General features: G+C 75.3%; 15 protein-coding genes and 1 pseudogene. 14 read left to right on the top strand and 2 right to left on the bottom strand.

Annotated elements, in window-relative coordinates:
* Nucleotides 1-31: 31 nt before the first annotated feature.
* Both CLT72_RS20580 and CLT72_RS20575 read right to left on the bottom strand, forming a co-directional pair.
* On the bottom strand, nt 32-1,285 hold the full coding sequence (locus CLT72_RS20580; protein ID WP_101413185.1) for an activator-dependent family glycosyltransferase: 1,254 nt from the start codon (nt 1,283-1,285) through the stop codon (nt 32-34).
* 149 nt (nt 1,286-1,434) lie between these two features.
* On the bottom strand, nt 1,435-2,097 hold the full coding sequence (locus CLT72_RS20575) for a 4'-phosphopantetheinyl transferase family protein (protein ID WP_158242045.1): 663 nt from the start codon (nt 2,095-2,097) through the stop codon (nt 1,435-1,437).
* Between the two features lie 272 nt (nt 2,098-2,369).
* On the opposite strand from CLT72_RS20575, the gene CLT72_RS20570 reads away from it, so the two are divergent.
* From CLT72_RS20570 to CLT72_RS20510, 14 genes and pseudogenes are all read left to right on the top strand, one after another.
* Nucleotides 2,370-3,890 carry a nitroreductase family protein gene (locus CLT72_RS20570; protein ID WP_101413183.1) on the top strand — a complete coding sequence of 507 codons (1,521 nt, stop codon included), beginning with the start codon at nt 2,370-2,372 and terminating at the stop codon, nt 3,888-3,890.
* 35 nt (nt 3,891-3,925) lie between these two features.
* The gene (locus tag CLT72_RS20565) at nt 3,926-5,125 is read left to right on the top strand and encodes an acyl-CoA dehydrogenase family protein (protein WP_101413182.1); all 1,200 of its coding nucleotides are present in this window, start codon (nt 3,926-3,928) and stop codon (nt 5,123-5,125) included.
* Nucleotides 5,118-6,608, top strand: a complete 1,491-nt coding sequence (locus CLT72_RS20560; RefSeq protein ID WP_101413181.1) for a class I adenylate-forming enzyme family protein — start codon at nt 5,118-5,120, stop codon at nt 6,606-6,608. The genes CLT72_RS20565 and CLT72_RS20560 overlap by 8 nt, the downstream gene beginning before the upstream one ends.
* A gap of 17 nt (nt 6,609-6,625) precedes the next feature.
* On the top strand, nt 6,626-6,919 hold the full coding sequence (locus tag CLT72_RS20555) for a hypothetical protein (RefSeq protein ID WP_144082282.1): 294 nt from the start codon (nt 6,626-6,628) through the stop codon (nt 6,917-6,919).
* Entirely contained in the window at nt 6,916-7,896 is a 981-nt protein-coding gene (locus CLT72_RS20550; RefSeq protein WP_101413180.1) for a hypothetical protein, read from the top strand. The genes CLT72_RS20555 and CLT72_RS20550 overlap by 4 nt, the downstream gene beginning before the upstream one ends.
* Before the next feature lies 1 nt (nt 7,897).
* Complete coding sequence (locus tag CLT72_RS20545; RefSeq protein WP_101413179.1) at nt 7,898-8,602, top strand: 4-hydroxy-tetrahydrodipicolinate reductase; 705 nt, start codon at nt 7,898-7,900, stop codon at nt 8,600-8,602.
* Nucleotides 8,593-9,647, top strand: a pseudogene (locus CLT72_RS20540) (AMP-binding protein); the annotation flags it as partial. The gene CLT72_RS20545 and the pseudogene CLT72_RS20540, both read left to right, overlap by 10 nt.
* On the top strand, nt 9,648-10,484 hold the full coding sequence (locus CLT72_RS32930) for an acyl carrier protein (RefSeq protein WP_486484384.1): 837 nt from the start codon (nt 9,648-9,650) through the stop codon (nt 10,482-10,484).
* Nucleotides 10,484-16,003: a type I polyketide synthase gene (locus CLT72_RS20535; RefSeq protein ID WP_101413178.1), complete on the top strand. Its 5,520-nt coding sequence runs from the start codon at nt 10,484-10,486 to the stop codon at nt 16,001-16,003. The genes CLT72_RS32930 and CLT72_RS20535 overlap by 1 nt, the downstream gene beginning before the upstream one ends.
* 3 nt (nt 16,004-16,006) lie before the next feature.
* Nucleotides 16,007-16,897 (top strand): 3-hydroxyacyl-CoA dehydrogenase family protein, encoded by an 891-nt coding sequence (locus CLT72_RS20530; protein ID WP_101413177.1) that lies wholly within the window; start codon nt 16,007-16,009, stop codon nt 16,895-16,897.
* Nucleotides 16,897-17,145 carry an acyl carrier protein gene (locus CLT72_RS20525; RefSeq protein WP_089002954.1) on the top strand — a complete coding sequence of 83 codons (249 nt, stop codon included), beginning with the start codon at nt 16,897-16,899 and terminating at the stop codon, nt 17,143-17,145. The genes CLT72_RS20530 and CLT72_RS20525 overlap by 1 nt, the downstream gene beginning before the upstream one ends.
* The gene (locus CLT72_RS20520; RefSeq protein WP_101413176.1) at nt 17,142-18,329 is read left to right on the top strand and encodes an acyl-CoA dehydrogenase family protein; all 1,188 of its coding nucleotides are present in this window, start codon (nt 17,142-17,144) and stop codon (nt 18,327-18,329) included. The genes CLT72_RS20525 and CLT72_RS20520 overlap by 4 nt, the downstream gene beginning before the upstream one ends.
* A complete protein-coding gene (locus CLT72_RS20515) occupies nt 18,326-19,390 on the top strand; it encodes an HAD-IIIC family phosphatase (protein WP_101413175.1) in 1,065 nt (354 codons plus the stop codon). The genes CLT72_RS20520 and CLT72_RS20515 overlap by 4 nt, the downstream gene beginning before the upstream one ends.
* Nucleotides 19,387-20,157: an alpha/beta fold hydrolase gene (locus CLT72_RS20510; protein ID WP_199184613.1), complete on the top strand. Its 771-nt coding sequence runs from the start codon at nt 19,387-19,389 to the stop codon at nt 20,155-20,157. The genes CLT72_RS20515 and CLT72_RS20510 overlap by 4 nt, the downstream gene beginning before the upstream one ends.
* Nucleotides 20,158-20,159: the final 2 nt, after the last annotated feature.

Genomic DNA, 20,159 nt, shown 5'->3' with positions numbered 1-20,159 from the left:
GGGGACCGGCAGGGGCGGTGCGGCGGCGCGGTCAGCGCGGGTCGCATGGCGTGACCAGCCGTTCCAGGACCCGGACCACCTCGTTCGGGGTCGGCTCCGCCAGCACCTCGGCCCGCAGCCGGTCGGCGGCCGCCCGGAACGACGGCTCGGTGACCAGCCGCAGGACCGCCTCGCGGACCATTTCGGGGGTGACCTCCTCCTGCGGGATGCTCAGCCCCGCCCCCAGTTCCTGGATCCGTGCGGCGCGGACCGGGGCGTCCCACTGGGCCGGTACGAGGGTGAGCTGGGGCACCCCGTAGCGGGTGGCCGTCGCGCCGATGCCGGCCGCACCGACGTGCACCACGGCCGCGCAGGAGGGCAGCAGCGCGTGCATGGGCACGAAGTCGACCAGCCGCACGTTGTCCGGCAGGTCGATCGTCTCGCCCTCGGGCGGCACCAGGGTGGCGATGACCTCCAGATCCAGGTCGCCGAATGCCTGGAGGGTCTTGAGCGGGACCGGGTCGTGGCCGTGGAAGCCGCGCATCGAGATGCCCGCCGTGATGCAGACCCGGGGGCGCGAGGGCGGCTCACGCAGCCAGTCCGGCAGCCGCGATGGCCCGTTGTAGGGCACGTACTGCGCCGTGACGGTGGGTAGGCCGAGCGGCAGCCGCATGCTGGCCGGGGACTGGTCCAGGGTGTGCTGGCCGGTGATCAGCTCCTCGTCGTACGAGGTGCCGAAGCGCTCCGCGGTCTGCGCCAGCCACTCGCCGAGCGGGTCCTGTCGCCGCTGCGGCGGCTGCTGTGCCAGCAGCGACAGGAAGTGCTGCCGCATCCGGACCATGACGTCGGCGCCCCAGAGCAGGCGTACGTGCGGGGTTCCGGTGGCCCGGGCGGCCACTGCCCCGGCGAAGGTGAACATCTCCCAGACGATCAGGTCCGGCTGCCACTGCCGCGTGTAGGCCACCAGGTCGTCGACCATCGGGTCGTTGAAGACCTGGCCCGAGTAGATGGTGGCCTCCCGCAGGAAGCGGACGTAGTCGTCGTACGCCACGCTGGCGGGGTCGATGAGCACGTTCGCCACCCGCTCCGACCAGCCCTCGTCATCGGACTTCTCCACCAGCACCTGGTCGAAGCTGTGGTCCCGGCCGACCGACACGGCGGGCAGCCCCGACGCGACGATGGTGTCCTGGAGCGCGGGCTGGCTGGCGATCCGGACCTCGTGCCCCGCGGTACGCAGCGCCCACGCCATCGGCACCATCTGGAAATAGTGGGTCCGTTCGGCGTAGGTGACGAAGAGAACCCGCATCTGATGCACCCTTCCTGAATGGATCGGGGGAATGTCGGGCGGCTCAAATTGATCGACAAGTGTCTTGTCCACAACGGCCTCGGGGCAATTCCGGAGCGGCTCGCCTGGCGCCCGTCGGATGCCCGGCTCCCATTCTGCGTCCGTCGTACTCAGGGGGTCTTCTCGCAGATTGCGCGGTCGATGGCCCCGCCGAGCAGCCCGCCGGACGCCGCAGCGGCCACCTGTGGTGCCGCCGCGGCCAGCACGGTCAGCGCGGCGGCGTAGCCCGGCGGCGCCGGCAGGTCGGTGAGGTGGGCCGGCGGGTGCACCCGCGACCGGTAGCGCAGCAGGGTCGGGCCCGGTCCGAGGACGACTTCCGACATGGGCACCCGCAACCCGTCGCCGGTGGCCTTGAGCACCGACTCCTTCCTCGTCCAACACCGCAGGAAGCCGGCCCGGGAGCGGATCGGGTCGCCCTCGCCGGGGCCCTGGATCCGCCGGGCCAGGCGCCGCCAGTCCAGTTTTACCTCCTGCTCCACGTCGAGGCCGACCGGCCCGGCGGCGGTCACCGCCACGCCGACGAGCGTCCCGGCGTGCGTCACCGACAGGTGCAGCGGACAGCCGGGCAGGGTGACCCGGCCGTGCGGGCCCCCGCAGTCCGGGCAGCGGCGCCGCAGGGGCACCCGACGCGCCGGCACGCCGAGGTGCGCGCCGACGGCCAGCCGCGCCAGGGCCACGCCGAGGGTGAACCGGTCGCGGTCGGCGTCGCGGGCGAAGCCCTCGCGCCGACGTAGCTCGTCGGCGTCCAGCAGTTCCAGATGCGCGGAACGCAATTCCTCCAACCGCGCCCACCAGACTTCGCACAATTGGTCCGACCGCATTCGGAAATGATGGCACGGGTGCGCCGATTGCGTGGCCGGCATCAGTTCCGCAGGCTGCGCAATTTCAGAGATGCACCGTGCGGAGGGCCGGCCGACGATGGTGACGAAATGACCGCCGAATAGGGGTCGCGACATCCCGCGGCCCGAATTCCGGACGGGCCCGCACTCCGCTCGCCACCCGGCGGGGAGGCCCGGTTGTCGTGTGCCCGCGAACGGAGGAAGCCATGCGCACCCAGCTCCGGTCCGACACCCCGCTGCTGGAGTTCTGGGAGGCCACCCGGCTGAGCGCCGACGACGCCCGCTACCCGGACCAGGCCGAGCCGGCCGCCGGCACGGAGGAAGCGATCCGGGCCGCCCTGGCCGGCGTGCTCGTCCGCGGGTGCGGCCAGCGGGCCGGCACGGTCCTGGCCAAGGGCGGCAACTTCGTCCAGGCCCGTACCACCCCGTCGGCCGGCGCGTTGTACCCCTTCGAGGTGCTGGTCGGCGTGAGCCTCGGCGAGCGGTGCGTCACCTACCTGTACGAGGTGGACTCCGGGCAGCTCAACCCGCTCGCCTCGGCGCCACCGGTGCCGCTGGCCGAACTGGTCGCCGAGGCGGGGCTGGCCGACGCCGCGCCCGCGCCGGTGCACGCCGTCGTCACCCTGGTCGCCCGGCCCTGGACCTCGATGGCCAAGTACGGGCGGCGCGGCTACCTGTACACCTACCTCGACATCGGCCACGCCGCCACGAACCTGGCCCTCGCGGCCCGGGCGGCCGGCCTGGAAGCCGCCATCCACCTGCGGTTCCGCCGCCAGTGGCTGACCCACGCCCTGGGCCTGGCCGGCACCTGCCGGGAACCGCAGGCCGTGGTGACGGTCACCGTGCCCGGTCCGGCGTCGGCCGGCCGGGCGGCCGTCGAGTCGCCGACCGGCGGGGACGGGGTGCTCACCCCCGTGTGGCGGGACCGGCGGCAGGCCTGGCTGGAACCCCCAGGTGACCCGGAGCGCCGGAACTTCGAGGCGCTGCGGGACATCAGCCTCTCCTACGCGCCGACGGCGGTCGCCCGCCCCGGCAAGGTCACCTCGGTGGCCGAACCACCGGCGGCCGACCCGTCGGCCGACGTCGCGCTGCGCCGCAGCAAGGGCGGGCCGGTCGAGCACGCGGCGCTGGCCGAGCGCCGGCAGTCGGCCAAGGGCTTCCTTCCGGCGGCGGTCTCCCTCGACCAGCTCGCCGGTCTCCTCGACGGGCTGGACGGGAGACTCGCCGCCGACTTCGCCGAACTCGCCGGAGCAGGCGTCGGAGTCCGCGTGGTGGCGCGCGCGGTGACCGGGATCACCCCCGGCGCGTACGCCTACTCCGTCCGACGACACGCCCTGCACCCGGCCGGCGGCGGTTCGGTGGACGAGGAGGACGTGCTGGCCACCTGCCAGCGGCAGGACGGGCTGCGGCACGCCGGCGCGCTCGTGCTGCTGCACACCCCGCTGCGCGAGCTGCTGCGCGAGCAGGGCCGGGCCGGCCTGGCGGAGGTGCACCTCCACGCCGCCGCCGTGGCGCAGCGCCTGTGCCTGAACGCGGCCCGGGAACGCGTCGGCGTCACCTGCGTCGGCGGCTTCGACGAGGCGTACGCCGCCCGGCTGGGGTGCCTGCCCCGGGACGAGGAAGTGATCTACCTGATCGCTGTGGGGGTCGCCGACCCGGCGGCCCGGAAGGCCGACCGGGATCCGGTCGCGTACAGCCACGGCCGCACGGCCGCCGGCTTCATCTGAGCACGGCGCAGATCGGAGTACGAAGTGAGCGACCCATGGTGACCGACACCGTCCTCGCGGCACGGCTGACCCCGGCGCACCACGACCTGGCCCGCGTCGCCGGTGAGCTGTTCACGCCGGAACGGCTCGCCGGCTGGCGGGACGGCCCCGACGGACCGCTGACCCCGCGCGCCTGGCGGGACATCGCCGCCGCCGGCCTGCTCGGGGTGGCCCTGCCGACCGCGCTCGGCGGCCGGGGGCTGGGCCTGCTGGGCAGCCTGCTGCTCGGCGAGGCGATGGCCCCGCTGGCGGACGCCGGTGTCCTGCTCGGCATGCACGTGCACAACGACGTGGCGGCGTACTGGCTGGCGGACGCCGCGCCCGAGCTGCGGGACCGGTACCTGCCCCGGCTGCTCGACGGCACGCTGGTGGCCTGCCAGTGCGACACCGACCCGTCCGCCGAGGAGCCGACCACGGCCCGCCGCGAGGGCGACGAGGTGGTCGTCCGCGGGTCCAAGCGGTACGTCGTCAACGGTGCGATCGCCGGGCTCTGCTTCGTCACCGTCCGGCTGGACGACACCCCGACCCTCGTGCTGGTGGAGAAGGACCGGCCGGGCGTGCGGGTCGGCACGGTGTACGACAAGCTCGGCACCCGGTCGGTGGACTCGGCCCGGATCGACTTCGCCGACGTCCGGGTCCCGGCGGCGCACGTGTTGTCCCGGGGCGGCGTCGCCCAGCTTCTGCGCTGGAACCGGGTGATGACGCGGATGCGCTACCTGATCGCGGCCGACGCGTACCTGATCCAGCGGCGGCTGCTCGACCACATCGGCCGGCACACCACCCGGCGCAGGCTCGGCGGACGGGCGCTGTCGGCCTGGCCGGTCAACGCGCACGCGCTGGCCGCCGCGCGGGCCGACCTGGAACTCATGGCGGCCGGCCTGGTCGACCTGCTGGACCGGGTCGACGGGCCGGCCCCGGCGGTGCCGGAGGTGGCCGAGCTCAAGTGGTTCTGCGTCGAGCGGGCCACCGCGCTGGCGACGCTCTGCTGCGACCTGGAAGGCGGCGCCGGCTACATGTGGGGCAGCCCGTCCCTGCGTGACCTCGCCCAGTTGCGCGGGCTGCGGATGGCCGGCGGTAGCCAGACCACGATGCTGACCCTCGCCAACCACAGCTTCGCGTGCCGGGCCGAACTGGCCGGCACCCCGCGCCCGGCGGCCGCGCCGGTCGGCACCGCATCGGTGGCCGGCCATGTCTGAGCACGGGCTCGACGTCACCGTCCGAGCGGCGTGTGCCCGCTTCGCCGATCGGGCGGCGCTGAGGCAGGGCGCCACGGTGCTCACCTACCGGGAGGTGGCCGACAAGTCGTCGCGGCTGGCCGCCGTCCTCGACGACGCCCTCGCCGGGCGCGCCGGCCCGGACCCCGACCGCGTGGCGGTGTACGCCCACAACAGCGTCGACTACCTGCTGTCCTACTTCGCGGTCGTGTTCAGCGGCCGGGTGCCGGTGCTGATCGACCGGGCGTTCGGCGAACGTGAGCTGACCGCCATCCGGTCCGGCTGCGGGGTCACCGCCTACCTGGTGGAGGCCGGGTCGGCGGCGGAGTTCCCGCTGGCGCCCAGCTCGGCGGTGCCGCTCGAAGGCAGCACGCACGCGCTGGTCACCGTGCCCGCCGACGGGGACGTGCCGGCCCTGCTCCCGGACACCGCCGTCTGCCGGTTCACCTCCGGCACCACCGGCGTGCCCAAGTGCCTGGAGTTCTCCGGGTTCGCGGTGCACAGCGCGGCCCGCAACTGGGTCGCCGGCACCGGGCTCGACGCGGCGGACCGGATCCTGTGCCTCGCCGCCTTCACCAACGGGCTGGCGTTCAACACGTCGCTGCTGTCGAGCTTCCTGGTCGGCGCCGAGCTGGCCGTACATCCGGGACTGCCCACCTCGGCGAGGATCGTCCGGGCGCTGGCCGACTCCCGTGCCACCCGGCTGGTCGCCTTCCCGTTCGTCTACCGGATGCTGGCGGACGCCGAACTCGCCGCGGCCCGCTTCGCCGGCCTCGACGTGGCCGTCTCGGCCGGGGCGGAGCTTCCCACCGGGGTACGCGCCCGCTTCGAGAAGCAGTACGGGGTACGGATCGCCGACTACTACGGCGTCGCCGAGGCGGGCCCCTGCACCTTCGAGCGGGACCCCGCGTACCGGCGGGGTCTGGGCACCCCGCTGCCCGGGGTGGTGCTGCGCACCCGCTCCCGTTCGGCCGGGCGGTCGGAGGTGCACCTGCGCACCAGCTCGATGGCCAGTCGCTACCTCAACGCTCCCGGCCTGCTGGAGAGCCGCATCGACGCGGAGGGCTACTACGCCACCGGCGACCTCGGCCACGTCGAGGACGGGCGGCTGTTCATCACCGGACGGTTGGCCGGCCCCATCAACCTGGCCGGCCGCAAGGTGGATCCCCGCGAGATCGAGGAGGCGGTCCGGGAACTCGACGGGGTGCGGGACGCGGTGGTCTTCGCCGACACCGGCGCGGACGACCAGGTGCTGCTGCACCTGGCGGTGGTGGGCCGCCCCCCGCTCGGACGCGCGGGGCTGGTCGCCGGGTGCCGGGACCGGCTGGCCGCGTACAAGGTGCCCCAGCGGATCAGTTTCGTGACGGAGATCCCGCGCTCGTCGACGGGGAAGGTGCGCCTCACCGACCTGCGCGCCGTCGTCGCCGAATCGGCGGACCGACCGGACCAAGGGATCCGGTCGTGAGCGTGAAGGAGGACAGGATGACCGGAATGGACGTGCGGACCGGCGATCCCGGGCTGCGGGAACAGGTGGAGTCGCTGGTCGTCCTGGCCACCGGGCGGGCGGTGTCGGTGGACGACCTGCGTGGCTGCGGCGGGTCGCTGGACGTGGCCGGGGTCAACTCGATCGCGTACATCAACCTCATCGAGGCCCTGGACCGGCAGTTCCACGTGGTGGTCGACCCGGAACGCGACGCCGAGGCACTGTCCCAGGTGGACGGGATCGTCGGGCTCATCCGGTCGGCCGGCGTCGTCGACGGGCAGGACCGGACGTGACCGCCCCCACCCTCGCCGGCAGCTCCCGTGGCGACACCCTCCGCCGCCTGCTGGCCGAGCTGGCGCCGGTCGGCGCACCGGCCGCGGAGGTGTCCGAGGCGGTGCTCGCCGCCGGCCCGCGGGTCGGCCTGCCGGACGCCCTCGCGGTGCTCGAACACGCCTGCGGGGTGCGGCCGCTGCTGGACCTCCTCGCCGGGGCCGGACACCCGACCGTGGCCGCGGTCCGCGCCGGCGATCTGCCCTGCGCCCTCGCCCTGTTCACCCCGGACGCCACGCTGGCGCTTCCCGTGCCGGGGGTCCGGGCCCGGTCCGGCCCGGACGGGTTCGTCCTCGACGGTCGCTACCGCTACGGCAGCCCGGCCGGGGCCGCGCTGCTCGTCGCCGAGGCGGCGGACGGCCCGCGGCTGTGCCTTCTCCGCCACGACGAGCCGGGCGTGCGGACCACCGGCCCCGACGGGTGGGGCTGGGCCGAACTGACCGGCGTGACCGTCGACCCGGCGCTGGTGTCCGGGCCGGTCTCCTGGCACCCGGCGGGCCCGCTGCTGGCCGTCGTCGACGCCTACGCCTGGGCGTACGCCCCGGTCGTCGCGGCGCACGCCGCGGCGACGGTGGCGCAGCTGCGGCGGGAACTGGCCGACCCCGCCGTCGGGGTGCTCGCCGCCTCGCAGTACCTCGCCCACGAGCTGACCCGGCTGGACATCGAGCTGGCGCTGTTGTCCTCCGCCGCCCGCTTCGGGCCCCGGCTGCGCGGCGGGGAGGCCGGCGGCACCGCCGTCGTGGCGGTGCTCACCGCCTGCGCCACCCTCACCCACCGCACCGCGCAGGTCGCCGCCGACTTCGCCACCGAGTTGGGCGTGCCGGGCGGCGCCGCCGCGGACCCCGCCTGGCGGGTGGCGGTCCAGGCCGCGTTCGGTGGGCGGCGGATGGTCGAGGGTGAGCTGGCGCGCCGGATGGGCCTGCTGGCGGGGCGGAGCTGAGATGGCCCTGCCCACCGTCGTGTGCGGACGCAACGGCCGGATGGCGAACCTGCTCGCCGGGGCCGTCCGGGACACCACCGACCTGGCCCTGGCCGGCCGGCTCTGCCTGCGGGACCCGGCGGGACCGCCGGCCGACGGCGTGTTCACCTCGCTCGCCGCGCTACCCGCCGCGCCCGCCGTGGTGGTCGACTTCACCCACCGGGCCGGCACCGTCCGGCTGCTGCGGGCCGCCGAGGACACCCCGTGTGCGCTCGTCGTCGGCACGAGCGGCCTCACCGGGACGGACCAGGCGCTACTGCGCCGGGTGGCGCGGCGACGGCCCGTCCTTCAGGCGGCGAACTTCAGCCTGGTCATGGCGCTGCTGCGCCGCTTCGTCGGCGAACTCGCCCAGGCGTTGGACGACAGGTGGGACGCCGCCGTCGTGGACGTGCACCATGCCCGCAAGGTGGACGCCCCCAGTGCGACCGCGTCGGCCCTGGCCCGGGCCTGGGGCACCACCCGGGCCGCCCCGCCGGTCTCCTCGCTGCGGTTCGGTGACGCCGTCAGCGAGCACCGGCTGCTCGCCGGCGGCGCGGGGGAACAGATCGAACTCGCACACCGGGTCAACGAGCGGTCGGCCTTCGTCCCCGGCGTGCTCGCGGCAGTCCGATTCGCCGGCCGGGCCGCCCCTGGCCTCTACAGTCTGGAGGACGCGCTGTGCGGCTGACCCCATCGCACCACCTGCGGGAACTGGTCGTGAGCCTGGCCAAGGAGCGCCCGGACGGGGTGGCCCTGTGCGCCCCCGGCCGACCCGACCTGACCTTCGCCGCCCTCGCCCACCAGGTGCGGACCACCGGCGAACGGTTGCGTGAGCTGGGTGTCGGCCCGGCGGACGCGGTGGCGCTCGCCCTGCCCTCGGGGCCCGCCCTGGCCACCACCTTCCTCGCCGTCGCCGGGCACGCCCGGTGCGTGCCGCTCAATCCGGCGCACGCGGCGGAGGAGTTCGCCGACTACCTCCACCGCACCGCCGCCCGCGCGGTGGTGGTGCCGGCCGGCGCGGCCGGCACCGCCGCCACCGCCGCGGCGCGCGAACTGGGGGTCCGGACCCTGGAACTGGTGACCCGCCCGGGCGAGCCGGCGGGCGTCGGGGCACTGGTCGGGCAGGCCCTCGACCGGCCGGCGGCCGACCGGCCCGGACACCCGGACGACGTCGCCCTGCTGCTGTTCACCTCCGGCACGATCGCCCGGCCCCGGATGGTGCCGCTCACCCACACCAACCTGCTCACGGCGGCCCGCAACACGGCCGGGGCGTTGCGGCTGGCGCCGAACGACCGCTGCCTGAACGTGATGCCGCTGTTCCACGCGCACGGCCTGACCAGCACCCTGCTCGCCAGCCTCGTCCGGGGGGCGTCGGTGGTCTGCCCGCCCGGCTTCGACGCCGCCGCGTTCTTCGACCAGCTCGACGAGTTCTCGCCCACCTGGTACACGGCCGTCCCCGCCATGCACCGGGCGGTGCTGGACGCCGCCGCGAGCACCGGTCGGCGGCCGGCCGCCGGGCTGCGCTTCGTCCGCTCGGCCTCCGCCCCCCTGCCGGACATCGTGCTGGACCAGCTGGAAGGGCTGTTCGCCGCGCCGCTGGTCGAGGGGTACGGGATGACCGAGGCGGCCTCCCTGGTGACCTGCAACCCGCTGCCCCGGGCGAGCGCCGGCGCGGGTCGGTCGGGCTGCCGGTCGGCGAGCCGGTCCGGGTGCTCGACCCGGCGGGTCGTCCGGTGCCGGTGGGCACCCCCGGCGAGATAGCGATCCGCGGCGCCAACGTCACCGCCGGGTACGCCGACGACCCGGAGGCCAACGCCGCGGCCTTCGCGCACGGCTGGCTGCGTACCGGCGACTACGGCCACCTCGACGAGGACGGCTACCTGTACGTGGTCGGCCGGGTCAAGGAGATCATCAACCGGGGCGGCTCGAAGGTGTCGCCCGCCGAGGTGGACCAGGCCCTCGCCGGGCATCCCGATCTCGCCGAGGCCGCCGCCTTCGCCCTGCCCCATCCGACGCTGGGGGAGGACGTGGCGGTGGCGGTGGTGCCCCGTGCCGGGGCGAGCGTACGCGAGCAGGAGGTGCGGGAGTTCGCCGCGCGGCGGCTGATCGCACACAAGGTTCCCGGCCGCGTCTTCGTGGTGGCCTCCCTGCCCCGCAACGCCGTCGGCAAGGTGCAGCGGCTGCGGCTCACCGAGCGGCACACCCCGGTCGGGCGCGGGCCGGCGGTGGTCACGGGCACCGACCTGGAGCGCCGGATCGCCGCGATCTGGGCCGCCGTGCTCGGAACCGACCGGCCCGGCGCCACCGAGAACTTCTTCGACCTCGGCGGCGACTCGCTGCGGCTCGCCCAGGTCGCCGAGCGGCTCCGCGTGGAGCTGGGCCGGGAGGTGCCCGTGCCGGTGCTGCTCATGCACCCGACCGTACGCGGGCTCGCCACGCACCTGAGCGGGGACGGCGGGGCCGACCCGCCGCCGGTCGCCGAGCAGCGCCGGCGGCACGACGGCCGCGACCGGCTGCTGCGCCAGCGACGCGGCCACGGCGCTGCCGCACCGGCAGGGGAGGCCGGCTGATGGCGACCGGCCTGGAGATCGCGATCATCGGGATGGCCTGCCGCTTCCCGGGCGCCGACGACCCGGAGCAGTTCTGGCGCAACCTGCGCGACGGCGTCGAGTCGATCAGCCACTTCGACGCGGCGGAGCTGGCCGACGCCGGGGTGCCCGACCAGGCGCTCGCCGACCCCGGGTACGTCCGGGCGCAGGCGGTGCTGCCGGACAGCGACCGGTTCGACGCCGAGTTCTTCGGCATCAACCCGAAGGAGGCGGACCTCATGGACCCGCAGCAGCGGGTCCTGCTGGAGTGCGCCTGGACTGCCCTGGAGGACGCCGGCTACGACCCGGACCGGGTCGACGGGCCGGTGGGCGTCTACGCCGGTACCTACTACAACTCCTACCTGCCGCTGCTGCCACCGACGGACGACGTGGCGGAGCAGTTCGCCCGCAACATCGCCAACGAGAAGGACTACGTGGCGACCCGGTTGGCGTACAAGCTGAACCTGACCGGGCCGGCGGTGACCGTCCAGACCGCCTGTTCGACCTCGCTGGTGGCGGTGCACCAGGCCGCGCAGGCGCTGCTCGCCGGCTCCTGCGACCTGGCGCTGGCCGGTGGCGCCACCGTCCGCGCGGAGCAGGTGGTGGGCTACCCGTACCAGCCGGGCGGGATCTTCTCCTCCGACGGGCACTGCCGGGCCTTCGACGACGCCGCCGAGGGCACCGTGCCCGGCAACGGTGTCGGTGTCGTGGTGCTCAAGCGGCTGGAGGACGCGCTCGCCGACGGCGACACCGTGTACGCGGTGATCCGCGGCTCGGCCATCGGCAACGACGGCGGCGAGCGGGCCGGCTTCACGGCCCCCGGCGTGGCGGGGCAGGCCCGGGTGATCGCCGCCGCGTACGCGGCGGCCGAGGTGGACCCGGCGACGGTCGGCTACGTCGAGGCGCACGGCAGCGCCACCCGCCTGGGCGACCCGATCGAGGTGGAGGCGCTGACCCGGGTGTTCGGCCCGGCCGGCGCGGACGGCTGCGCGATCGGCTCGGTCAAGACCAACATCGGGCACACCCACGCGGCGGCCGGCGTCGCCGGACTGATCAAGGCGGTGCAGGCGCTGCGGCACGGGCAGATCCCGCCCAGCCTGCACCACGAACGGCCGAACCGTGCCATCGACTTCGGGGCGACCCCCTTCGTGGTGAGCACCCGGCTGACCGCCTTCCCCCGGCGCGACCATCCCCGCCGGGCCGGGGTCAGCTCCTTCGGCATGGGCGGCACCGGTGCCCACGTGGTGCTGGAGGAGGCACCGGCGGCCCCGCCGCCGTCACCGGCTCCGCCGGGACCCTGGCTGCTCGCGCTCTCCGCCCGCAGCGCCCCGGCGTTGGAGGAGCGGACCGACGCGCTCGCCGCGTACCTCGCCGAGCGTGCCGAGGCGGACCTCGCGGCGGTGGCGCACACCCTCTGGCAGGGACGGCGTCCTTTCGGCCACCGGCGGGTGGTGGTCGCCGCCGACCCGGCGGAGGCCGCCGCCGCGCTCACCGCCCGCGATCCGCGCCGGGTGGTCACCGGCGCGCCAGGCGACGCCCGCCCGGACGTGGCGTTCCTGGTACCGGGGGTGGGCGACCAGCGCCGAGGGCTCGGGTACGAGCTGTACCGCACCCAGCCGGCCTACCGGTCCGCCGTCGACGAGTGCGCCGAGTTGCTCGCGCCGCTGCTCGACCGGGACGTCCGGGCCCTGCTGCACCCCACGTCGGGCGCGCCGGCGGCCGGCCCGGCGGACCTGCGACGGCTGCTGGGGCGCGGCGCACCTGCGGCCGGCGGGGAACCGGATCCGCTGCACCGCACCCGCTACGCCCAGCCGGCCGCCTTCGTCGTCGGCTACGCGCTGGCCCGCCTGTGGGCCGCCCACGGCGTACGGCCCGCCGCGCTGATCGGCTACAGCCTCGGCGAGTACGTGGCGGCCTGCCTGGCCGGCGTGTTCACGCTGCCCGACGCGTTGGGCCTCGTGGTGCGCCGGGCGCAGCTCATCGACCGGCTGCCGACCGGTGCGATGCTCGCCGTACCGGCCGCCGAGACCGAGGTCGCGGCCGACCTGGTGCCCGGGGTGCACGTGGCGGCGGTCAACGGTCCGACCCTGTGCGTGCTGGCCGGCGCGCCGGAGGCGGTGGCCGAGGTCGAGCAGCGCCTGCTCGCCGCTGGCCGGGCCGCGCGGCGGCTGCCCACCAGCCACGCCTTCCACACCCCGCTGATGGATCCGGTCGCCGAGGAGTTCGGCGACCTGGTCGCCTCGGTGGACCGGCGCCCACCGACCGTGCCGTACGTGTCCAACGTGACCGGCACCTGGGTCACCGGCGACGAGGCCACCGACCCGGCATTCTGGGTGGCACACCTGCGCCGGCCCGTCCGGTTCGCCGACGGCGTCGCCGAGCTGTGCCGGGATCCCGACCGGATGCTCGTCGAGCTGGGCCCGGGGCAGGCCCTGGGCAGCCTCGCCGCGCAGGCGCGCCCCGCGGGCACCCCGGTGCCCGCGCCGCCGGTGTCGAGCCTGCCGGGCGTCTTCGACCGGGACTCCGAGCCCGCCCACTTCCTGCGGGCCGCCGGCCGGCTCTGGTCGGCGGGGGTGACGCTGACCCCACCCGTCCCGGCGGCCCGTCCGCCACGCCGGGTGCCGCTGCCCACGTATCCCTTCCAGCGTCGGCGGCACTGGGCGGCGGTGCCGGCCGGGTCGCGGCCCCACCAGACACCCGCGCTGACCCGCCGCCGCGACGTGGCGGACTTCTTCCAGGTGCCGGCCTGGCGGATGCTGCCGCCGCGCGCGCGGCGCGACGCCGCGACGAGCACCGGGCACTGGCTGCTCCTCGTCGACGACGAGGGGCTCGGCGCGGCCCTCGCCGCCCGGGTGGCGCCGGCCGTCGACTCGGTGACCGTGGTGCGGCGTGCCGACCACGACGGCCCCCGGCTGCGGCGGCTCGCCGACGACCGGTACGCGATGCCGGCGGCGGACGGGGACTATCCGGAACTCCTCGCCGAGCTGGCCCGTGGCGGCCGGCGGCCCGACCGGATCGTGCACCTGTGGACGGTCGGCATCGGCCCGGGCACCGGCGAACGGGACGCCACCGAGCGGGGTTTCGGCAGTCTGCTCCCGCTCGCCCGGGCGCTCGCCGACCGCCCCGGCGACGAACTGGTGGACCTCACCGTGGTCACCGCCGACCTGCGTCGGGTGACCGGCACGGAGACCGGGTCACCGCTGGCCGCGACGGCGCTCGGCGTGTGCCTGGTGCTCCCGCTGGAACATCCGCACCTGCGGTGCCGCGCGCTCGACGTCACCCTGGCCGGCGGCAGGCCGGCGGAGGTCGCCGCCACGCTCCACGAGGAACTGTGCGACCCGGCCGGCCCGACCACCGTCGTCCTGCGCGGGCGGCACCGTTTCGGCCCGACCTACCCGACGGTGCCGCTGCCCCCGCCACCGGACCGCGCCCCCGGCGGCGGCTACCTGGTGACCGGCGGGCTGGGCGGGGTCGGCCTGTCCATCGCCCGCGAACTGGCCCGGACCGAGAACGCCGGCCTGGCCCTGCTGTCCCGTACCGCGCTGCCACCCCGGGGGCGGTGGGACGAGTGGCTGGCCAGCCGCCCCACGGACGCGACGGCCGAGCGGATCCGGGCCGTCCGCGAGCTGGAGCGGCTCGGCGCCCGGGTGGTGGTGCTGGCCGCCGACGTCACCGACCCGGGCCAGCTCCAGGAGGCGGCACGACGCGCGGTCGCCGCGCTGGGCCCGGTGCACACGGTGGTGCACGCCGCCGGGGTGGCCGGTGGTGGCCTGATCCAGCTCAAGGAGCCGGCTGTCGCGGCCCGGGTGCTGGCGCCCAAGCTGCGGGGTGGGCTCGCCGTGGTGGACCTGGCCCGGCGCATCGGTGCCCGCACGGTGGTGCTGTGCTCGTCCACGCTGTCGCTGAGCGGCGGGATCGGGCAGGTCGACTACGTGGCCGCGAACGCCTTCCTCGACGCCCTCGCCCAGCACGCCGCCGACCGGCCCGGACCCAAGGTCGTGTCGGTCAACTGGGACGCCTGGCAGGACGTCGGGATGGCGCAGCGGCACCTCGCCGGCACCGAGCCGGTCGCCGGGCCGACGCGGCCGGTGGACCATCCGCTGCTGCACACCCGTGGCGAGCCTGTCGACGGGCACGCCGTGTACGAGGCGACCGTGGACGCCACCGACTCCTGGCTGGTGGACGAGCACCGGATGCTCGGCGACGCGGTGGTGCCCGGTACCGGCCACCTGGAGCTGGCACGCGCGGCGTACGCCGACCTCGCCGGTGCGGGCCCGGTCGTCCTGTCGGACGTGCGGTTCCACACCCCGGCCGTGCTGGGCCGGGCGGGCCGGCGGGAGCTGCGGGTGGTCCTCGACGGGGCGGGCGAGCCGGTCGGGTTCACCGTGGTCAGCCCGCATCCACGGGCGGGGACCGCGCACGGGCCGACGTGGCAGGTGCACGCCACCGGCCAGGTGGCGGCCCTGACCGACGACCCGCCACCGGACCGGCCCGTCGAGCGGCTCATCGCCGAGGGCCGGCTGCGGGACCTCGGCCGGCCCGAGCCCGTCGAGTTGATGGGCTTCGGCGGGCGCTCCCGGTGCCTGCACCGGGTGTGGCAGGGCGAGCGGGAGGCGCTGGCCGAGCTTGTCCTGCCCGACCGGTACGCCGACGACCTCGTCCGGATGCAGCTGCACCCGTCGCTGATGGACCTGGCCGCCGGCTTCGTGGGAACCCACCTGGCCGAGACGTTCCGCATCCCGATCTCGTACGGGCGGCTGCGGTGCTGGCGACCCCTGCCCCGGCGCGTGTTCAGCCACCACGTGTACCGGGAGGACGACCGGCCGGGCCGGGAGACGTCCACCGCCCAGATCACCCTCTACGACGCTGCCGGGCGGGTGCTCGTGCGGATCGACGACTTCGTCCTGAAGCGGGTCGCCGACCTGCGGCGGACCCTGGACGCCGCCCGTACCGGCAGCGGCCCGGAGCTCGGCGGGTTCCGGCTACCGGGCCCCCCGACGGTCGGGGGCGCGGGGCTGCTCGGCGCGCACCTCGCCACCGGCCTGCGGCCGGCCGAGGGCGCCGACGCCTTCCGCCGGCTGCTCGCCGCCGACGTCGGCCCGCAGGTCGCGGTGGTGGCCAAGGACCTCGACGCGGTGTTCGCCGACATCGCCGGTCGCCGGGGGGCCGAGGCGGTGGCGCAGCGACCACCGGCGCACCCCCGGCCGGCGCTGGACACGCCGTACCGGGCGCCCGGCGACGCGGTGCAGGCGCGCCTTGTCGACCTCTGGCACGACCTGCTCGGCGTGGAGCAGGTCGGGGTCGACGACGACTTCTTCGAGCTGGGCGGGCACTCCCTGCTCGGGCTGGAGATGGTCAACCGGATCGGCCGCGAGCTGGGGCTGAGCGTGCCGCTGAGCGTGCTGTTCGAGGCGCGCACCGTCGCCGAGTTGGCCGACGTGCTCCGCCGGGAGCCGGCGCCGGCCGGCCCGGCCGTACTGACCGAGAGCCGAGGAGGATGACCGATGGGTGACATCGAGACGGTCGGCGTGGTGGGCGCCGGCGTGATGGGAACCGGGGTGTCGCAGGCCCTTGCGGAGGCCGGGCTGTCGGTGGTGCTGGTGGACCTGAACACCGAGATCCTGGACCGGGCCCGGCGGGAGATCGGGGACGGGGTACGCCTGCGGCGGCTGCTCGCGGGAACCGGCGGGAACCGGACGGCGGTGCTGGAGCGGATCAGCTGGCACACCGACCTGGACGCCCTCGCCGAGGTCGACTTCGTCATCGAGAACGTCACCGAGGACTGGGCCGTCAAACAGCCGGTGTACGAGCGGCTGGACGAGGTGTGCCGGCCGGACACGGTGCTGGCGGCGAACACCTCCGTCATCGCGATCACGGCTCTCGGTGGCCTGACCCGCCGGCCGCAGGCGGTGCTGGGCATGCACTTCATGAACCCGGTGCCGCTGCGACCCATGGTCGAGGTGATCCGGGGGCACCACACCAGCGACGAGACCGTCGCTCGTGGTCGCTCCCTGCTGGAGCGGCTGGGCAAGGAGGCCGTGGTGGTGGCCGACTCGCCGGGTTTCGTCAGCAACCGGGTGCTCATGCTGACGATCAACGAGGCGGCCTTCCTGCTCCAGGAGCGGGTCGCCGACGCCGCGGAGATCGACCGGCTCTTCCGTGGCTGCTTCGGGCACCGGATGGGCCCGTTGGAGACCGCCGACCTGATCGGCCTGGACACCATCGTCCAGTCCATCGAAGGACTGCACGAGGCGTTCGCCGACAGCAAGTACCGACCCTGCCCGCTGCTGCGCCGGATGGTGCAGGCCGGCCTGCACGGCCGCAAGAGCGGTGCGGGCTTCTACTCCTACGCGGGTGCCGGCGACCGGCCGGCGCCAGCGGAGAGGCGAGGATGATGGAGAACATTCGACGGCAGGTCCGCGCGTTCCTCGCCCGGTACGTCCGGGACCGGGAGATCGCCGACGACGAGAACATCTTCGCCGCCGGGGACGTCAACTCGCTGTTCGTCATGCAGCTCGTGCTGTTCGTCGAGAGCGAGCTGGACTGCCCGGTGGCGGACGAGGACCTGGAACTGGAGAACTTCAGCAGCATCGACGCCATCGTGGCGTTGGTCGGGCGCCGGACAGCGACGGTACGCGGATGAGGGCCCAGCTCACCGCCGACCAGCAGCGGGCGTGGGAGCGGTTCGCGGCGTTCGCCGACGACGACCTGGTGCCGTACGCCGACGGCTGGGACCGCGCGCAGGAGTTGCCCCGCGCCGTCGTGCACCGCCTCGCGGAGGCGGGGCACCTCGGTGCGGTGATCCCCGCCGAGTACGGCGGCGCCGGGCTCGACGCGATCAGCTTCGGGCTGCTGCACGAGGAGGTCGGCCGGGCCTGTTCCTCCGTGCGCAGCCTGCTCACCGTGCACGGCATGGTGTCGTACGCACTGCTGCGGTGGGGCCGCCCGGAGCAGCGCGCCCGCTGGCTGCCGGAGCTGGCCCGGGGGGCGTGCCTGGGCGCGTTCGCGGTGACCGAGCCCGGCGCGGGCAGCGACCTGGCGGGGCTGTCCGCCGAGGCCCGGTCGGTGCCCGGAGGGTACGCGCTGGACGGGCACAAGCACTGGATCACCTTCGGCCAGTACGCCGACCTCTTCCTGGTCTTCGCCCGGTTGGCCGGCCGGCCGGCGGCCTTCCTCGTGGAGCGGCAGCGCAGCGGGCTGACGGTGGTACCGCAGACCGGCGCGCTCGGCACCCGCGCCTCGATGCTCGCCGAGCTGCGGCTGGATGACTGCCGCGTCCCGGCGGAGAACCTCGTGGGGCGGCCGGGTTTCGGGCTGTCCGCGGTGGCCGCGAGCGCCCTGGAACTGGGGCGCTACAGCGTCGCGTGGGGCTGCGTCGGGCTGGCGGAGGCGTGCGTGCGGGCGTCCCTGGCCTACGCGGACACCCGGGAACAGTTCGGCCAGCCGCTGCGTCGCCACCAGCTCGTGCAACGCATGCTGGCCGACATGGTGACCGGGACCAGCGCGGCCCGGCTGCTCTGCCAGCAGGCCGGTTGGCTGCGCGAGAGCGGCGACCCGGCCTCGGTGCACGCGACCTGGCTGGCCAAGTACTTCGCCTCCACCGCCGCCGTGCGCGCGGCCGACGACGCGGTGCAGATCCACGGCTCGCGCGGCATCGGCGACGCGTATCCGGTGCAGCGGTACCTGCGCGACGCGAAGGTCATGGAAATCATCGAGGGCAGCACGCAGCTCCAGCAGATCACCATCGCGGAGTCGGCGTACCAGCTACGGCCCCGGTCGGCGGGTGACGCGCAGCCCCGCCAGGGTGCGGAGGGACTGATCCGATGAACGCTGAGGACGCACGGTCGCAAGCGGAGGCGCCGGCCGGCGGAATGATCAAGTGTGTCGTCTGGGACCTCGACCACACGCTGTGGGACGGCGTGCTGCTCGAGGACGGCGAGGTGCGGTTGCGTCCGGGCGTCGCCGAGGTGCTGCGCGTGCTCGACGAACGCGGCGTCCTGCACTCCGTGGCCAGCCGCAACGACCCGGACGCCGCGCTGGCCGCGCTGCGCCGGCTGGGCGTGGCCGAGTACTTCCTGCATCCCCAGATCGGCTGGGGTGCCAAGTCGACCTCCGTGCGGGCCGTCGCCGAGGCGCTCAACATCGGCCTGGACGCGCTGGCCTTCGTCGACGACGACGCCTTCGAGCGGGCCGAGGTCGGTCACGTGCTGCCCGAGGTGCGCTGCATCGACGCGGCGGAGGCGGCCACCCTCGCCGACCTCCCGGAGCTGACCCCCGAGGTGGTCACCGCGGACGCCCGCCAGCGCCGCGAGATGTACCGGGCCGACCTGGCGCGCCAGCAGGTGGAGAGCCGCTTCGACGGGCCGACCGAGGAGTTCCTGGCCAGCCTGGGGATGCACCTGACGATCGCCGAGGCCGGGCCGGACGACCTGCTGCGGGCCGAGGAGCTGACCGTCCGTACGCACCAGCTCAACACCACCGGCTACACCTACTCGCGGGCGCAGCTCGACGCGTTCCGCACCTCGCCCCGGCACCGGCTCTACGTGGCGCGGCTGTCCGACCGGTTCGGCCCGTACGGCACCATCGGGCTCACCCTGATCGAGCAGGAGGGTTCGGCGTGGACGATCAAGCTGCTGCTGATGTCCTGCCGGGTGATGTCCCGGGGAGTGGGCGGCGTGGTCATCACGTTCCTGCGCCGCCTGGCCCGTGACTCGGGCGCACGGCTGCTCGCCGAGTTCGTGCCGAACGGCCGTAACCGGATGATGCACGTCACCTACCGGATGAACCGGTTCCGGGAGATCGGCCGCGACGGCGACCGCGTGCGCCTCGAGTGCGACCTCACTGACGTGCCGCCGCTCCCCGGCCACCTGCGGGTGGAGACGCCGTGACGGCCGGCGCGGAGGCTGTCGCGGGCGCGGCGCGGGCGGTGGGCCTGATCCGTCCCCGGCCGCTCCCCGGGGCCGCGCTGCGGCTCGTCTGCTTCCCGTACGCCGGCGGGGGCGCCTCGGTCTTCGCCTCCTGGCCGGCGGGAACCGGGCCGGACATCGAGGTCTGCGCGGTCCAGCTACCCGGCCGGGAGGCACGCTTCGGGCAGCGGCCCTTCCAGGACGTACGGACCCTCGTCTCCGCCGTCGAGGCGAGCCTCGGCGGGCTGCTGGACGAGCCGTTCGCGCTCTTCGGGCACAGCATGGGCGCCCTCGTCGCCTTCGAGTTCGCGCGCCGGCTGGCCGCGCGGCGTCGCCGGGCGCCGGCCCACCTGTTCGTCTCCGCCCGGCCGGCACCGCACCTTCCCCGGCCGTGGCCGCGCGCGCACCTGCTCCCCGACGACCAGCTGATCGACCGGGTCCGGCAGATCGGCGGCACCCCGGAGCAGGTGCTCGCCGACGCCCGGCTGATGCGGCTGGTCCTGCCGGTGCTGCGGGCCGACTTCGCCGTCAACGACGGGCACGTGCACCGCCCCGGTCCGCTGCTGGACTGCCCGGTCACCGCGCTGGGCGGCCGGGACGATCCTGAGGCGTCGCCGCGGGCGCTGACTGCCTGGCAGCGGCACACGACCGGTCCGTTCCGGCTGCGCCTCTTCGACGGCGGCCACTTCTACCTGCGTGAGCACCGCGACGAACTGCTGCGGGTGGTGCGGGAGTCGCTGGCCGGCTGAGC

The organism is Micromonospora sp. CNZ309 (assembly GCF_002846525.1).
The sequence above is the reverse complement of the archived record's forward strand: the minus strand, read 5'-3'. Positions and strand labels throughout refer to the sequence as shown.

Excerpts from the sequence above, each read along its gene's own strand:
- CLT72_RS20580 (WP_101413185.1), bottom strand. The coding sequence starts at position 1,285 with ATGCGGGTTCTCTTCGTCACCTACGCCGAACGGACCCACTATTTCCAG.
- CLT72_RS20570 (WP_101413183.1), top strand. The coding sequence starts at position 2,370 with ATGCGCACCCAGCTCCGGTCCGACACCCCGCTGCTGGAGTTCTGGGAG.
- CLT72_RS20565 (WP_101413182.1), top strand. The coding sequence starts at position 3,926 with ATGGTGACCGACACCGTCCTCGCGGCACGGCTGACCCCGGCGCACCAC.
- CLT72_RS20560 (WP_101413181.1), top strand. The coding sequence starts at position 5,118 with ATGTCTGAGCACGGGCTCGACGTCACCGTCCGAGCGGCGTGTGCCCGC.
- CLT72_RS20555 (WP_144082282.1), top strand. The coding sequence starts at position 6,626 with ATGACCGGAATGGACGTGCGGACCGGCGATCCCGGGCTGCGGGAACAG.
- CLT72_RS20545 (WP_101413179.1), top strand. The coding sequence starts at position 7,898 with ATGGCCCTGCCCACCGTCGTGTGCGGACGCAACGGCCGGATGGCGAAC.
- CLT72_RS20535 (WP_101413178.1), top strand. The coding sequence starts at position 10,484 with ATGGCGACCGGCCTGGAGATCGCGATCATCGGGATGGCCTGCCGCTTC.
- CLT72_RS20530 (WP_101413177.1), top strand. The coding sequence starts at position 16,007 with ATGGGTGACATCGAGACGGTCGGCGTGGTGGGCGCCGGCGTGATGGGA.
- CLT72_RS20525 (WP_089002954.1), top strand. The coding sequence starts at position 16,897 with ATGGAGAACATTCGACGGCAGGTCCGCGCGTTCCTCGCCCGGTACGTC.
- CLT72_RS20520 (WP_101413176.1), top strand. The coding sequence starts at position 17,142 with ATGAGGGCCCAGCTCACCGCCGACCAGCAGCGGGCGTGGGAGCGGTTC.
- CLT72_RS20515 (WP_101413175.1), top strand. The coding sequence starts at position 18,326 with ATGAACGCTGAGGACGCACGGTCGCAAGCGGAGGCGCCGGCCGGCGGA.